The following is a 13,910-nucleotide window of genomic DNA, read 5'->3' as shown; positions in this document are numbered from 1 at the left end:
TATTTGTCTTAGAGTGGGCAGCGTATAATCCGCCGCTGCCATAACTTCTGACGGTTCCGTCATGCCTGCCGCCCTGCGTTTCATACTCTACCCTCTCCTGTTCATTTTTGGCCTCGCCGCGATGGGGATCGCGATCATCCTGATCATCCTGGTGCTCGCCTATCCCAACCTGCCCAGCCTTGAAGTTCTGACCGATTACCGCCCCAAGGTCCCCTTGCGGGTATTCACCAGCGACGGGCACCTGATCGGCGAGTTCGGCGAAGAACGTCGGGCCGTGGTCAAGATTCAGGAGGTTCCGGAAGTGATGAAACAGGCCATCCTGGCAGCCGAGGATGAGCGTTTTTATCAGCACGGCGGAGTGGATACCCTCGGCGTGCTGCGCGCAGCTTATGCCAATTTCATCGGTGGAGGCAAGCGCCAGGGCGCATCCACCATCACCATGCAGGTCGCCCGCAACTTTTTCCTGAGCTCGGAAAAGACGCTTACGCGAAAAATGTACGAGGCCCTGCTGTCCTTCAAGATTGAGCACAATCTCAGCAAGGATCAGATTTTCGAGCTTTATATCAACCAGATATTCCTCGGCCAGCGTGCCTACGGCTTCGCGGCGGCTGCACAAATCTACTTTGGCAAGCCCCTGGCCAAGATCAGCGTGGCCGAGGCCGCCATGCTGGCAGGTCTGCCCAAGGCCCCTTCGGCTTTCAATCCGGTCGTCAATCCGAAACGGGCTCGGATCCGCCAGGAGTACGTCTTGAAGCGCATGCGCGAACTGAGCTTCATCACTGAAGAGCAGTATCAAGCCGCACTTGGGGAAACCCTGGTAGTGAAGCGTGACGCCGGACAATACCCGGTGCACGCCGAATATGTGGCCGAGATGGCCAGACAGATTGCCGCCGAACGCTTTCCTGATGAGGTCTACAGCGCCGGCCTCCAGGTCATTACCAGCATCAGCAAGGATGAGCAGGAAGCCGCTTACCGGGCCCTGCGCAAGGGCGTGCTCGACTACGACCGGCGCCAGGGTTACCGGGGAGCCGAAGCCTATATCGACCTGAAGCAGATGGGGAACGATATGGAAGAAGCCCTGGATGTGGCCCTGCAGGAATTTCCCTCCACCGAGGATCTGCTACCAGCCGTCGTCCTGGAAGCCAGTCCCAAGATGATCAAGGCCTACATCCGCGGGGGTGAAACCATCACCCTGGAAGGGGAACCGCTCAAGTTCGCCGCCCGCATGCTTGATGACAAGGCCCCAGTCGCCAAGAAAATCCGTCGCGGCGCCGTGATCCGGGTGATCAAGCAGGACAAGCACTGGCTGATTGCCCAACTGCCCGAAGTGGAAGCCGCCTTCGTTGCGACCCACCCCAAGGATGGCGCCATCCGGGCTCTGGTAGGCGGTTTCGACTTCAACCGCAACATGTACAACCATGTGACCCAGGCCTGGCGGCAGCCCGGCTCCAGCTTCAAGCCCTTCATCTATTCCGCCGCACTGGAAAAAGGTTTCTCCCCGGGCAGCATCGTCGCCGACGAACCCATCGTGATCTCCTCCGACGTCACCGGCAGCCAGGCCTGGCAGCCCAAGAATTACGACGGCAAGTACGACGGCCCCATGAAGCTCCGCACCGCGCTGGCCAAGTCCAAGAACATGGTGTCCATCCGCATCCTGCAAGCCATGGGCCCCGCCTACGCCCAGGACTACGTGACCCGCTTCGGCTTCGATGCCCAGCGCCACCCGCCCTACCTGACCATGGCCCTGGGGGCCGGCTCCGTCACCCCCTGGCAGATGGCCTCGGCCTACGCGGTCTTTGCCAATGGCGGATACCGGATCAATCCCTACGTGGTCAAGGAAATCCGCGACCAGGGCGGACGCGTCCTGGCCCAGGCCACGCCTGCCCAGGCCGGGGACGAAAACCTGCGCGCCATTGACCCCCGCAATGCCTACCTGATGTACTCCATGCTGCGCGATGTGACCATCTATGGCACCGCAGGCAGAGCCTCCGCCACCCTGAAACGGCATGATCTGGCCGGCAAGACCGGCACCACCAACGACTATCTGGATGCCTGGTTCTGCGGCTTCCAGCAGACCGTTGTGGGCTGTGCCTGGGTAGGCTTCGACCAGCCCCGCAAACTGGGCAGCCGGGAAACCGGCGGTTTCACGGCGCTACCCATCTGGATCGCCTACATGCAGGAAGCCCTGAAAGGGGTACCCGAGCAGCAACTGCCCCAGCCCGAAGGCATTGCTACCGCCCAGGGAGACATCTTCTACAGCGAGAACACCCCGCCGGCCCGCCCCGATCCAGCCCAGGAAGAAGGGCTCCCTGCCCACGAGCCACCGGTGCAGCCCCCCCCCAAGCCGACGGTGGATCCTTTCCCCAGCGACTGAGCTGACACATGAACAAAAGCCCGGAAGTCCCGGGCTTTTGTTCATGTGCGAAAGCGCGGCTTAACAGCCCGGAAAGATGATCGGCACACCAGCCTGGCTGGAGAGCACTTCCCCCAAGCAGGACAACAGGGATTTCCCGCTACGGGTATCGACCCAGTCCGCCCCATCCCAACGGAAATGGAAGCCACCGCTCCTGGCCGCCACCCAGATTTCCCGGGCCGCCATGTGGCGGTTGATGATCACCTGGCTGCCATCCTCGAACTCGATCTCCAGGATGCCTCCTGGAGCCACCTCGTAATCCAGCCCCTGATCGACACCCTCCAGAACCCTCTCGATATGGGCCAGCATCTGCTCGGCCCGCTCGGCAAATTCCCGCTCATCCATGCTGTGCTAACATCCTCTGCCTGTCTATTCACCTCACCATGATGCGTCGTCTGATCACATCCCTGGCCATCCTCTGCCTGTGCGCCGCCTGCGGCGCCAAAGGCGCCCTGGAAAAACCTGCCGGCCCCGCATCGGCACCCCTGCTCGGCCAGCTGTCCGCCAGCCAGCCGGACCATGTTAGCACGCCCCCGGAACCCCAGAAATGAACACTGTCGGCACCCCCCACTTCGCCTATCGGCAGAATGAACTGTACGCAGAAGAGATTCCCCTCGCCCAGATCGAGGCGGCTTTCGGCACCCCCACCTACGTTTATTCCCGTAGCGCCCTGAGCGCCAATCTGGAAGCGTTCCAGCGGGTCCTGGCGAGCCACCCGGCCGGGGCCAACAGTCTGGTGTGCTACGCGGTCAAGGCCAATTCCAACCTGGCCATCCTCAACCTCTTCGCCCGCCTGGGTGCTGGTTTCGACATCGTTTCCGGCGGTGAGCTGGAACGGGTGCTGGCGGCCGGCGCCGATGCCGGCAAGGTGGTGTTCTCCGGGGTCGGCAAGACTGAAGCCGAGATGGAACAGGCCCTGAACGCCGGCATCCTCTGCTTCAACGTGGAATCCGCCGCCGAACTGGAGCGCCTCAACCTGGTGGCCTGCCGCCTGGGCAAGAAGGCGCCCATCAGCCTGCGGGTCAACCCGGACGTGGACCCCAAGACCCACCCCTACATCTCCACGGGCCTGAAGACCGCCAAGTTCGGTGTTCCCATCGAGGACGCCCTGGCCCTGTACGAAAAGGCCGCCGCCCTGCCCCATCTGCAGGTGGAAGGCATCGACTGCCACATCGGCTCCCAGCTCCTGGACCCCAGTCCCTTCGTGGAAGCCCTGGAACGGGTCCTGCAGCTGCTGGACGCCCTGACTACCCGCAACATCCCCATCCACCACCTGGACCTGGGCGGCGGCCTGGGCATCCGCTACCGGCAGCAGGACAGCGAGCCGAGCGTGGACAGCTACCTGCGCCCCCTGCTGGATCGGCTCCAGGGACGGGGCCTGAAGATCATCCTCGAACCGGGACGCAGGCTGGTAGGCAATGCCGGGCTGCTGCTGACCCGGGTGGAATTCCTCAAGCCCGGGGAAGGCAAGAACTTTGCCGTCATCGATGCGGCCATGAACGACCTGATGCGCCCCGCCCTCTACGAGGCCTGGCACGAAATCCAGGAAGTGCGGCGGCAGCCGGGTAGTCAGACGGCGGTCTATGACGTGGTGGGCCCGGTATGCGAAACCGGCGACTTCCTCGGCCAGGACCGGGCCCTGGCCGTGGCGCCCGGCGACCTGCTGGCGGTCATGTCGGCCGGCGCCTACGGCATGGCCATGAGCTCCAACTACAACACCCGCCCCAGGGCTGCCGAAGCGATGGTGGATGGCGACAAGATCCACTGCATCCGCCGCCGGGAAACCGTGGCCGAGCTCTACGCCCTGGAGCAGAAGCTGCCCGATTAAGGGGCGACCTCTGGCAGGAATGGAAAAAGCCCGGGAAATCCCGGGCTTTTTCTTGGGCGAAAAGGGGGATGGCCCCTACAGCACATAGCGGGACAGATCCTCGTCCGCCGCCAGGTCTCCCAGGCGGGCGTCCACATAGGCAGCGTCCACATGGACCTGCTCCAGCCCGGCCTTGCCGGCGCTGAAGGACACCTCCTCCAGGAGTTTTTCCAGCACCGTATAGAGACGCCTGGCGCCGATGTTCTCGGTCTTCTCATTCACCTGGAAGGCGATTTCTGCCAGGCGGCGGATGCCATCCTCGCCGAATCCCAGCTGCAGCCCTTCGGTTTCCAGCAAGGCCTGGTACTGGCGGGTCAGACAGGCATCGGTCTGGGTCAGGATGCACTCGAAATCGGCCACGGACAGGGAATCGAGCTCCACCCGGATGGGGAAACGGCCCTGGAGTTCCGGAATCAGGTCGGAGGGCTTGGCCAGATGAAAGGCCCCGGAAGCGATGAACAGGATGTGGTCGGTCTTCACCATGCCGTACTTGGTGGACACCGTGGTGCCCTCCACCAGGGGCAGCAGGTCCCGCTGCACCCCCTGGCGGGAAACGTCGGCCCCCTGGGCATTGCCGCGGCTGGCCACCTTGTCGATCTCGTCCAGGAAGACGATGCCGTTCTGCTCCACGTTCTTCAGGGCCTCCAGCTTCACCTCCTCGTCGTTCACCAGCTTGGCGGCTTCCTCGTCGGTCAGGAGCTTCAGGGCTTCCTTGATCTTCAGCTTGCGACTTTTCTTGCGGCCACCGCCCATGTTCTGGAACATGCCCTGGATTTGATTGGTGAGCTCCTCCATCCCCGGCGGGGCGAAGATTTCCGCCTGCATGGCGGGCAGGGCCACTTCGATCTCGATTTCCTTGTCGTCCAGCTCCCCCTCCCGCAGCTTCTTGCGGAATTTCTGCCGAGTGCCGTTATCTTCGGCCGGGGCATTCTCGGCAAAGAATCCGGCGCTGCGGGCCGGGGGCAGCAGGGCATCCAGCACCCGCTCCTCGGCGGCATCTTCGGCGCGTACCCGCACCTGAGCCATGGCCTTTTCACGCTGCTCCTTGATGGCAATTTCCATCAGGTCGCGGATGATGGTATCCACGTCCCGACCCACGTAGCCCACCTCGGTGAACTTGGTGGCCTCCACCTTGATGAAGGGCGCATGGGCCAGCCGTGCCAGCCGCCGGGCAATCTCGGTCTTGCCGACCCCGGTGGGACCGATCATGAGGATGTTCTTGGGGGTGATCTCGGAACGCAGGGGCTCTCCCACCTGAGCCCGTCGCCAGCGGTTCCGGAGGGCAATGGCCACGGCCTTCTTGGCATTGGCCTGACCGACAATGTGCTTGTCCAGCTCGTGGACGATTTCCTGGGGAGTCATGGTGGTCATGCTTCCAGCACCTCCAGAATGAAGTTCTTGTTGGTGTAGATGCAGATGTCCCCGGCAATTTCCAGGGACTTGCGCACGATTTCTTCGGGAGACAGCTCGGTATTTTCCAGCAGGGCCCGGGCAGCACTCTGGGCATAGGCGCCGCCGGAACCGATGGCGGCAACGCCCTGCTCCGGCTCCAGCACATCGCCATTGCCGGTGATGACCATGGTGCGCTCCCGGTCGGCCACGATCAGCATCGCTTCCAGGCGGCGCAACATGCGGTCGGTGCGCCACTCCTTGGCCAGCTCCACGGCGCTGCGCATCAGGTTGCCCTGGTGCTTCTCCAGCTTGGATTCAAACAGGTCCAGCAGGGTGAAGGCATCGGCCGTGGCACCGGCAAAGCCGGTCAGGATGCGATCCTGGTACAGGCGCCGGATCTTCCGGGCGGTCTGCTTGATGACCATATTGCCCAGGGTGACCTGGCCGTCGCCACCAATGGCGACGACATTGCCCCGCCGCACCGACAGGATCGTGGTGCCGTGGTATTGCTCCATGAAAAACCTCAGTGTTTGGAAAGTTCGACCCGGGCCACCTGGTCGACACCCATGACGCGCATCAACTCGGCCACCAGACGGTTGGGATGATAGATCACGACCGGACCTACATCGGATGTTTTGAGCAGATTGACCAGGGCGCCGGCACTGACGAAATCCAGACGGCTGACCCGGGAAAAATCGAGACGGCACTCTTCCTCGGGCTTCAGGTGCAGCGCCAGTTCCTTGAGATTGCCCTGCAGAATCTCGCCCTCCAGGGCGGCCGCCTCGGGAACGGTTTCGGCGTCGTCTTCCTCCACCAGCGCCAGCTCCACCTTGGGCGCCACCGGATGCCGGGGCGCCTCCCAGGAGGGAGGCGACACCTCGAAGGTGATCGCGTAATCCACAGCCTTCTCTTCGAACTGGGTTTCCCAACCCAGGTACTGGAAGAGTTCCAGCAGCAGCAGCCAGAGGGGCTCCTCCTGGGCCTGCCCCGCCACCGTCCGGTTGGCCAGGCGGCTGGCCAGCCCCTCGGCTCCGGCCAGCTCCCAGGACAGTCCGCGACGCCGGGCCTGATGCAGCACCCGGGCCAGCTTGGCACTGGCTTCGGTGTCCAGGCCCGCCAGACGCCCCAGGTCCAGGCTGCGGTTCTGGCCTTCACTCAGGGCCAGCAACAGGCCGTCGAATACCGGATCATCACCCGCCATCACGCCCTGCAGCACCACGCTTCCCGCTGCGGCACGCTGCACCTGCTTGCTGACTACCGGCTCCAGGTCCCAGGAAGGCGGCGACAGCTCGCAGACCCGGGCAAATTCCAGGCCCAGGGCGTCAAATGCAGCCCGCTCGCCCTTGAGGCGCAGCAGGTCGAACAGCATGGCCCAGAGCTTGACGGCCCCGGGTTCGCCGTTGCCCTGAATGGAAGACTCCAGGGTGGCCCGGGCCGCGGCATCCTGGCCGTTGGCATAGAGAATCGCCGCGTGTTCGCCGATTTCGGCGTACGGGTCCGTTTCTTCGTGGATTTCTATGCCATAGCCGCCATTGGGCTGGGTGCTGGCGATGGAAAAATCAAGATCCCAATCCTCATCCACCCCGGCCGGAGACTCCGTCACGGGCCCTGCAGCAGGCGCCCCGGACGGCCCGGCCACGGGCAATGACTCACCCTTGGGCCGGGCTGAAGCCCGCTCTGGCATTTTTTCGCCGGATTTTTTGAAGAAGGAGAAAACCATGGATATCGCCTGGAAGGGCCTCTTTTTTAGCACGTCATCCCATGGCGCGCAACGCCTGCCGTCCTCCATAGCCCCTTGGTAATATACCCCCCCGCGCCAACAGGGGCTTCCCAGCCGGTCACCCCCCAAAAATCCCGGTGTAAAGGCTGGTAAAGAGGCAGTCCCGAACCACGGCCAGGCAAGGACGTCAGCCCTGCCCGAGCACGTATAATCGCCGCACCCTCTTTCCCTGCCCAACCCATGAACCCACCTGCCTGGCTCGCTCCCCTGCTCACCCGCAAGATGCTGATCTGCATCTTCACGGGCTTTGCTTCCGGCCTGCCGCTCTATCTGCTCATTAATCTGGTCCCCGCCTGGCTGCGCAGCGAAGGGGTGGATCTGAAGACCATAGGCTTCTTTGCCCTGATCCAGTTCCCCTTCACCTGGAAATTCATCTGGGCCCCCCTGCTGGACCGCTATACCCCGCCCCTGGGACGACGCCGGGGCTGGATGCTGATCGCCCAGGTCGGCCTGCTGCTCTCCATCGGCAGCCTGGGGGGCTTCGATCCCCGGGAGCAGATCCTGCTCATTTCCGCCCTGGCCGCCCTGCTCGCCTTCCTCTCTGCCACCCAGGACATCGCCCTGGATGCCTTCCGCCGGGAAATCCTGGCGGAAGAGGAGCTGGGCCTGGGCAACTCGGTACACGTCAACGCCTACCGGGTCGCCGGCCTGGTCCCGGGCTCCCTGTCCCTGATCCTGGCCGACCTACTGCCCTGGAACCAGGTGTTCTGGATCACCGCCCTGTTCATGATTCCCGGCATGGTGATGGCGGTAATGGTCCAGGAACCCCCGGTCCTCAGCCGCCCCAAGAATCTGCGCGAAGCTTGTCTGGAGCCTTTCAAGGAATTCATCAGCCGCAAGGGATGGCGCAGCGCCCTGTTGATTCTTTCCTTTCTGTTCCTCTACAAGCTGGGTGATTCCCTGGCCACGGCCCTGTCCACACCCTTCTATCTGGACATGGGTTACAGCAAGACCGACATCGGCCTGATCGCCAAGCATGCGGGCCTTTGGCCGGCCGTGATCGGCGGCATGATAGGCGGACTGTGGATGGTGAAGATCGGCATCAACCGGGCCCTGTGGTTGTTCGGCCTGGTGCAGCTGGTGACCATCCTGGGCTTCGCCTGGCTGGCCGGAATCGGCCCCCAGGCGGAAATCACCGCCTTCAACCGCTGGGCCCTGGCCGCCGTGATCTCCGCCGAGTACCTGGGGGTCGGGCTGGGCACCGCCGCCTTCACCGCCTTCATTGCCCGATCCACCCACCCCGCCTACACGGCCACCCAGTTCGCCCTGTTCACCAGCCTGACTGCCGTACCCCGCACCGTCGTCAATGCCTCCGCCGGGGTACTGGTGGAATCCCTGGGCTGGTTTGACTTCTTCCTGTTCTGTACCCTGCTGGCGGTGCCAGGCATGCTGCTGCTGCCCAAGGTAGCCCCCTGGAACGAGCCCCTCAGGAAAGAAGGCTGAGCCCGGGTTTCAGCGCTTCAGGCGGCGCCGGTCCAGCCACCAGGCGTAGAGCGGCAGCAGCAGGGCCGATCCCGGCAGCAGCAACAGCATGAAATAGGGAGAAAGACGGGAAAGCCGGCGCAGGTGCGCCAAGAGGATTTCCTTTTCCTCTGGCGTCCAGTGGCCCCCGTTGCGCACCTTCATGAGCAGGGGCATGAAACCCCGCAAGGCGGCCAGCTCCGCCAGGGTGTGCCCCAGTTCCCGGCGCTGGATGAGCAGCAGCTGCCGCCACCAGGAGGGCAGACGCGAGGTCACGGCAGTGGCCGGATCTGCGGGAGGCTGCACGGGAATCAGAGGGAATGGATGCGTTGCCGCAGGGCGCGCCAGCCTTGCCAGGCCCACAGGGCGCGCCGCCCCCAGCGCCAGGCACGGGAAGGCTTCATCAACACGAGAGCCGTGGCGGCCACGCCCACCACGGCAGGATTCTGCCGCACCCAGTGCAGCCCGGCCCGCAGCCGGTCAGCCACCGAGCACACCCGCTCCAGGGCCTCTCCATGCACAGCCAGGGCATGCCGCTGGGCAGCACAGCGGGCCCGCAGGGCACCGCGCTGCTCCCGCAGCTCAAGCAGACGGGGATTCATCCCGGGCTCCGGCACGCAGGCTGACAGCATCCGCCTGCAACTCGGCCAGACTGGCCTTGAACAGGCCTGACCCCCGGGCCAGCCCCATCTGGCTGCGCCGGGCAAAGCCCAGGGCGGCGGCCAGGAACAGGAAACAGGAAACGCCCATCACCAGCAGGCGTTGTTCCCAGAACAGCAGCACCAGAAAAGCCACCAGCAGGACCGCCCCGATGATCAGGCAGGCCAGGGCCAGGATGCTGTGCACCAGCACCCCCACGAGGCGGATCTTCTCTTCTTCCACCTCGTTGGCGAGCAGGGCCAGACGGGTCCGGCCCACATCCACCAGATCCCCGAGCAGATTCCTCAGGGACCGGAACAATCCGGGAGCTGCCTTATCCGACATCGATCAGCGACGGCCGATCAGCACACCCAGGGCCAGGCCGACAACGGCGGCCACGCCCACAGCCTTCCAGGGCTGGTCATGGACGAAATCATCAGTGGCGCGGGCGCAGGCCTTGGTCTTGTCCACCAGGGCGGCTTCAGCGTCTTCCAGGCGCACTTTGGCGTCCTTGAGGCGGGCTTCGATCTTGCCGCGGATGCTGGCCATCTTCTCGCCGGCCACGTCGGCGGTGCTCTTCAGGATTTCTTCGGCATCGGCGATCACGACTTTCATGTCGGCAACGAGCTTTTCCTTGGATGCGGTGGAAGCGGTATTGATTTGGGACATGGAGAACCTCTTCTATTGAATGATGTGGGGAAACGGCTACAGGTTAGCTTTTTAGGCCCGCCAACGCAATTGCAGGCCCATGACAGGATAATTCAGCTGTAATCAATGATCAGGGGCGCGTGGTCGGAAAAGCGGCTGTCCTTGTAAACCTGGCCGGCCCGGGCCCGGACCGCCATGTCCGGGGTGGCAATCTGGTAGTCGATACGCCAGCCCACATTCTTGGCCCAGGCCTGTCCCCGGTTGGACCACCAAGTGTAGGCGCTCTCCCCCGCCTCAGGGTAAAGCCGGCGATACACATCGGCCCACCCCTGGACGTCGAGCATGTGGGAAAACCAGGCCCGCTCCTCGGGCAGGAAGCCGGAATTCTTCTGGTTGCCCTTCCAGTTCTTCAGGTCGATCTCCTGGTGGGCAATGTTCCAGTCGCCGCAGATCACCATGGGCCGCCCTTCATCACTCAGGGCCTGCAACTGCCGGCGAAACACCTCCAGGAAGCGGAACTTGGCCTCCTGGCGCTCGGGGGACGAGGAACCCGAGGGGACATACAGGGAAATCACCGAATAGTCGGCAAAATCAGCCCGCAGGTAACGGCCCTCCGCATCGAACTCGGGCACGGCTATCCCTTCCTGCACATTCAGGGGCTTTTCCCGGCACCACAGGCCCACGCCGCTATAACCCTTCTTTTCGGCGTAATGGTAATAAGCATGGTAGCCCTCAGGCCGGAGCATGGCTTCGGACAGGTCCCCGGCCTGGGCCTTCAGTTCCTGGAACGCGATGACGTCCGGAGCAACGCTGCGGATCCAGGATTCGGCCCCCTTGTTCCATGCAGAACGAATGCCGTTGAGATTCAGGGAGATGATGCGTAACATGTGGGCCTACTAGAAAAAAACGTGAAAGTTATCGGAGGACCATGGATTTTCGTCAGGAATTCATCGAATTCGCCGTCGCGCGCCAGGTTTTGCGTTTCGGGGAGTTCAAGACCAAGGCTGGACGCCTGTCCCCTTATTTCTTCAACGCCGGGCTGTTCAACGACGGCGCGTCCATGGTCAGGCTGAGCCAATTCTACGCGAAAGCCATTCAGGCCAGCGGGCTCGGCTTCGACATGCTGTTCGGCCCCGCCTACAAGGGCATTCCCCTGGTGACCGGCATTGCCATGGCCCTGGCTGCCGATGGCCGCAACCTTCCCTATGCCTACAACCGCAAGGAAGCCAAGGATCACGGCGAAGGGGGCACCCTGGTGGGCGCCCCCCTGAACGGCCGGGTCCTGATCGTCGATGACGTCATCTCCGCCGGCACTTCGGTACGCGAATCTGTACACATGATCCGTGCCGCCGGGGCCGAACCAGCCGGCGTCGCCATTGCCCTGGACCGCATGGAACGCGGCCAGGGCGACCTCTCTGCAGTCCAGGAGGTGGAACGGGATTACGGCCTGCCCGTCATCGCCGTGGCCAACCTGGAACATCTGATGGGCTTTCTCCAGGGGCATCCGGAACTCGCCGCCCACCGGGAGGCCGTCGCCGCCTACCGGAGTCAATATGGTGTCGCGCTCGCCTAAATCCCTGCCCGCCCTGCTGCTCCTGCTGCTGGCCGGCAGCGGCGCCCTGGCCCAGACGCCTGCCGTGCGGCCTGGGGGGGAGTTCATCTGCTGCACCGACAGCGCAGGCCGCCGGGCCTGCGGCGACGTGATCCCGCCCCAGTGCATCGGCCGCGCCCACAAGATATACAACCAGCAGGGCATCCTGGTCCGGGAGGTGGGCCCACCGCCCACTGCCGAGGAAAAGGCCCTGGCTGCGGAACAGGCCCGCCAGGAAAAACTGGCCGAAGCCGCCGCCCGGGAACAGCGGCGCAAGGACCAGGCCCTGCTGGAAACCTATTCCAGCCTGGAAGATATCGACCGCATGCAGGCCCGGGTCGAGGCCGATGTGAAGAACGCCATCGCCAACGCGGAAGCCAAGGTCGCCGAGTCAAAGAAACGGCGCCTCAAGTTCGAGCAGGAAGCGGAGTTCTATCCCAACCGCAGCCTGCCCATAGAGGTTTCCAAGGGCCTGCGGGACGAAGACACGGAAATCAGGACCCAGACCGAGCTGATCGAGGCCAAACAGAAGGAACTGGCCCAGATCCGGGTGAAATACGCCGAAGACCGGCGCCGCTACATCCAGCTGTCCCGCCGCCCCAGACACTGAAGCCAGGCGCCCCGGGAACCCGGGGCCCCTGGGCCCACCCCAAGACTCAACCCGCCAGTTTGGCGCGCAGCAGGTCGTTTACCTGCTGCGGGTTGGCCTTGCCCTTGGCAGCCTTCATCACCTGCCCCACCAGGGCGTTGAAAGCCTTTTCCTTGCCCGCCTTGAACTCGGCCACATTGGCGGCATTGGCGGCCAGCACCTCGTCCACCAGCTTCTCGATGGCCCCAGAGTCGGTGATCTGCTTCAGCCCCTGCTTCTCGATGATCTCGTCAGCAGTGCTTCCTTCTCCGGCCCACAGGGCCTCGAACACCTTCTTGGCGATGGCATTGGAGATGGTGTTGTCGGCGATCCGGGCCACCAGACCGCCCAGTTGGACGGCGCTGACCGGGGACTGCCCCAGTTCCAGCCCTTCCTTGTTGAGACGGGCGGCCAGATCCACCATCACCCAGTTGGCACAGGGCTTGGCGCTGGCCTGGCCGGCTGCCGCCACACAGGCCTCGTAATAGTCCGCCGTCTCCAGGGAGGCGGTGAGACCCGTGGCATCGTAAGCCGACAGGCCGTAGTCGGCCATGAAGCGCTGCTTCTTGGCTTCGGGCAACTCCGGCAAGGCAGCCCGGGTGCGCTCGACCCAGTCCTCCCCGATCACCAGGGGCAGCAGGTCGGGATCGGGGAAATAGCGGTAGTCGTGGGCGTCTTCCTTGCTGCGCATGGCCCGGGTTTCCCCGGTGGCCGGGTCGAACAGCACCGTGGCCTGCTGGATGCTGCCGCCGTCTTCGAGGGTCTCGATCTGCCAGCGAACCTCGTACTCGATGGCTTCCTTGAGGAAACGGAAGGAGTTCAGGTTCTTGATTTCCCGACGGGTGCCGAAGGGGGTGCCCGGCTTGTGCACGGACACATTGGCGTCGCAGCGGAAGGAGCCTTCCTGCATGTTGCCGTCGCAGATGCCGATCCAGCGCACCAGGGCGTGCAGGGCTTTGGCGTAGGCCACGGCTTCATCGGCCGAGCGCATGTCGGGCTCGGTGACAATCTCCAGGAGCGGCGTGCCAGCCCGGTTCAGGTCGATGCCGGTCTTGCCGTGGAAATCCTCGTGCAGGGACTTGCCCGCATCCTCTTCCAGGTGAGCCCGGGTCAGGTTGACCCGCTTCTCGTAGGACTTTTCACCCTGGCCCACGACGATGGTCACATGGCCGCCCTGGACTACCGGCAGCTCGAACTGGCTGATCTGGTAACCCTTGGGCAGGTCCGGATAGAAGTAATTCTTGCGGGCAAACACCGACTTCCGGGCCACCTGGGCATCCACGGCCAGGCCGAACCGGATCGCACATTCCACCGCACCTTTGTTCAGCACCGGCAGCACGCCGGGCAGGGCCAGATCCACCGGCGCCGCCTGGGTGTTGGGGGCCGCCCCGAAGGCCGTGGAAGCGCCCGAAAAAATCTTGGAGACCGTAGCCAACTGCGCGTGGGTCTCGATACCGATGACAACTTCCCACTGACTCATGTTCATTCCCG

At 63.8% G+C, this 13,910-nt stretch carries 16 protein-coding genes; 6 read left to right on the top strand and 10 right to left on the bottom strand.

Annotated features, from left to right (window positions below; translation table 11 throughout):
* Positions 1-121 precede the first annotated feature (121 nt).
* Positions 122-2,374, top strand: coding sequence for a penicillin-binding protein 1A (locus tag G474_RS20375; RefSeq protein WP_245589341.1), 2,253 nt, complete (start codon positions 122-124; stop codon positions 2,372-2,374).
* A 60-nt stretch (positions 2,375-2,434) separates the two neighbouring features.
* Here the strand turns inward: G474_RS20375 and cyaY are convergent, their stop codons facing one another.
* The gene (cyaY, locus tag G474_RS0110175; RefSeq protein ID WP_026686884.1) at positions 2,435-2,758 is read right to left on the bottom strand and encodes an iron donor protein CyaY; all 324 of its coding nucleotides are present in this window, start codon (positions 2,756-2,758) and stop codon (positions 2,435-2,437) included.
* 38 nt (positions 2,759-2,796) lie between these two features.
* Here cyaY and G474_RS23365 point away from each other — a divergent pair, with 38 nt between their 5' ends.
* Together G474_RS23365 and lysA are read left to right on the top strand one after the other, a co-directional pair.
* Positions 2,797-2,964 carry a hypothetical protein gene (locus tag G474_RS23365; RefSeq protein ID WP_156919225.1) on the top strand — a complete coding sequence of 56 codons (168 nt, stop codon included), beginning with the start codon at positions 2,797-2,799 and terminating at the stop codon, positions 2,962-2,964.
* Positions 2,961-4,241: a diaminopimelate decarboxylase gene (gene lysA / locus G474_RS0110165; RefSeq protein WP_026686883.1), complete on the top strand. Its 1,281-nt coding sequence runs from the start codon at positions 2,961-2,963 to the stop codon at positions 4,239-4,241. Before G474_RS23365 ends, lysA begins: the two co-directional genes overlap by 4 nt.
* 75 nt (positions 4,242-4,316) lie before the next feature.
* Here the strand turns inward: lysA and hslU are convergent, their stop codons facing one another.
* From hslU to G474_RS0110150, 3 genes are read right to left on the bottom strand one after another with little or no spacing between them, the layout of a single operon-like run.
* Positions 4,317-5,651, bottom strand: a complete 1,335-nt coding sequence (gene hslU / locus G474_RS0110160; protein WP_026686882.1) for an ATP-dependent protease ATPase subunit HslU — start codon at positions 5,649-5,651, stop codon at positions 4,317-4,319.
* Positions 5,648-6,187, bottom strand: a complete 540-nt coding sequence (hslV, locus tag G474_RS0110155) for an ATP-dependent protease subunit HslV (RefSeq protein WP_026686881.1) — start codon at positions 6,185-6,187, stop codon at positions 5,648-5,650. The genes hslU and hslV overlap by 4 nt, the downstream gene beginning before the upstream one ends.
* A gap of 8 nt (positions 6,188-6,195) precedes the next feature.
* Positions 6,196-7,275, bottom strand: a complete 1,080-nt coding sequence (locus G474_RS0110150) for an STAS domain-containing protein (RefSeq protein WP_156919224.1) — start codon at positions 7,273-7,275, stop codon at positions 6,196-6,198.
* Positions 7,276-7,632: 357 nt separating this feature from the next.
* Here G474_RS0110150 and G474_RS0110145 point away from each other — a divergent pair, with 357 nt between their 5' ends.
* Entirely contained in the window at positions 7,633-8,895 is a 1,263-nt protein-coding gene (locus G474_RS0110145; protein WP_043463965.1) for an AmpG family muropeptide MFS transporter, read from the top strand.
* A gap of 9 nt (positions 8,896-8,904) precedes the next feature.
* Here G474_RS0110145 and G474_RS0110140 read toward each other — a convergent pair whose 3' ends face one another.
* The 5 genes from G474_RS0110140 to G474_RS0110120 all read right to left on the bottom strand — a co-directional run bounded on the left by G474_RS0110140 (position 8,905) and on the right by G474_RS0110120 (position 11,087).
* On the bottom strand, positions 8,905-9,189 hold the full coding sequence (locus G474_RS0110140; RefSeq protein WP_156919223.1) for a hypothetical protein: 285 nt from the start codon (positions 9,187-9,189) through the stop codon (positions 8,905-8,907).
* A 35-nt stretch (positions 9,190-9,224) separates the two neighbouring features.
* On the bottom strand, positions 9,225-9,515 hold the full coding sequence (locus G474_RS0110135; RefSeq protein ID WP_026686877.1) for a YqjK-like family protein: 291 nt from the start codon (positions 9,513-9,515) through the stop codon (positions 9,225-9,227).
* Positions 9,496-9,873: a phage holin family protein gene (locus tag G474_RS0110130; RefSeq protein WP_051282204.1), complete on the bottom strand. Its 378-nt coding sequence runs from the start codon at positions 9,871-9,873 to the stop codon at positions 9,496-9,498. The genes G474_RS0110135 and G474_RS0110130 overlap by 20 nt, the downstream gene beginning before the upstream one ends.
* A 27-nt stretch (positions 9,874-9,900) precedes the next feature.
* Positions 9,901-10,221, bottom strand: a complete 321-nt coding sequence (locus tag G474_RS0110125; protein ID WP_026686875.1) for an ElaB/YgaM/YqjD family protein — start codon at positions 10,219-10,221, stop codon at positions 9,901-9,903.
* A gap of 92 nt (positions 10,222-10,313) precedes the next feature.
* Positions 10,314-11,087, bottom strand: coding sequence for an exodeoxyribonuclease III (locus G474_RS0110120; protein WP_026686874.1), 774 nt, complete (start codon positions 11,085-11,087; stop codon positions 10,314-10,316).
* 41 nt (positions 11,088-11,128) lie between these two features.
* Between G474_RS0110120 and pyrE the strand changes: the two genes are divergently transcribed.
* Together pyrE and G474_RS0110110 are read left to right on the top strand one after the other, a co-directional pair.
* Positions 11,129-11,773 (top strand): orotate phosphoribosyltransferase, encoded by a 645-nt coding sequence (gene pyrE / locus G474_RS0110115; protein ID WP_026686873.1) that lies wholly within the window; start codon positions 11,129-11,131, stop codon positions 11,771-11,773.
* Positions 11,754-12,401, top strand: a complete 648-nt coding sequence (locus G474_RS0110110) for a hypothetical protein (RefSeq protein ID WP_026686872.1) — start codon at positions 11,754-11,756, stop codon at positions 12,399-12,401. The genes pyrE and G474_RS0110110 overlap by 20 nt, the downstream gene beginning before the upstream one ends.
* Before the next feature lie 46 nt (positions 12,402-12,447).
* On the opposite strand, the gene gatB is transcribed toward G474_RS0110110, so the two are convergent.
* Entirely contained in the window at positions 12,448-13,905 is a 1,458-nt protein-coding gene (gene gatB, locus G474_RS0110105) for an Asp-tRNA(Asn)/Glu-tRNA(Gln) amidotransferase subunit GatB (RefSeq protein WP_026686871.1), read from the bottom strand.
* Between the last annotated feature and the right edge of the window lie 5 nt (positions 13,906-13,910).

Origin of the sequence: Azovibrio restrictus DSM 23866 (assembly GCF_000429665.1) — a bacterium.
Lineage (GTDB): Bacteria > Pseudomonadota > Gammaproteobacteria > Burkholderiales > Rhodocyclaceae > Azovibrio > Azovibrio restrictus.
Note: the sequence above shows the minus strand (reverse complement) of the source record. Positions and strands in the feature narration are given on the sequence as shown.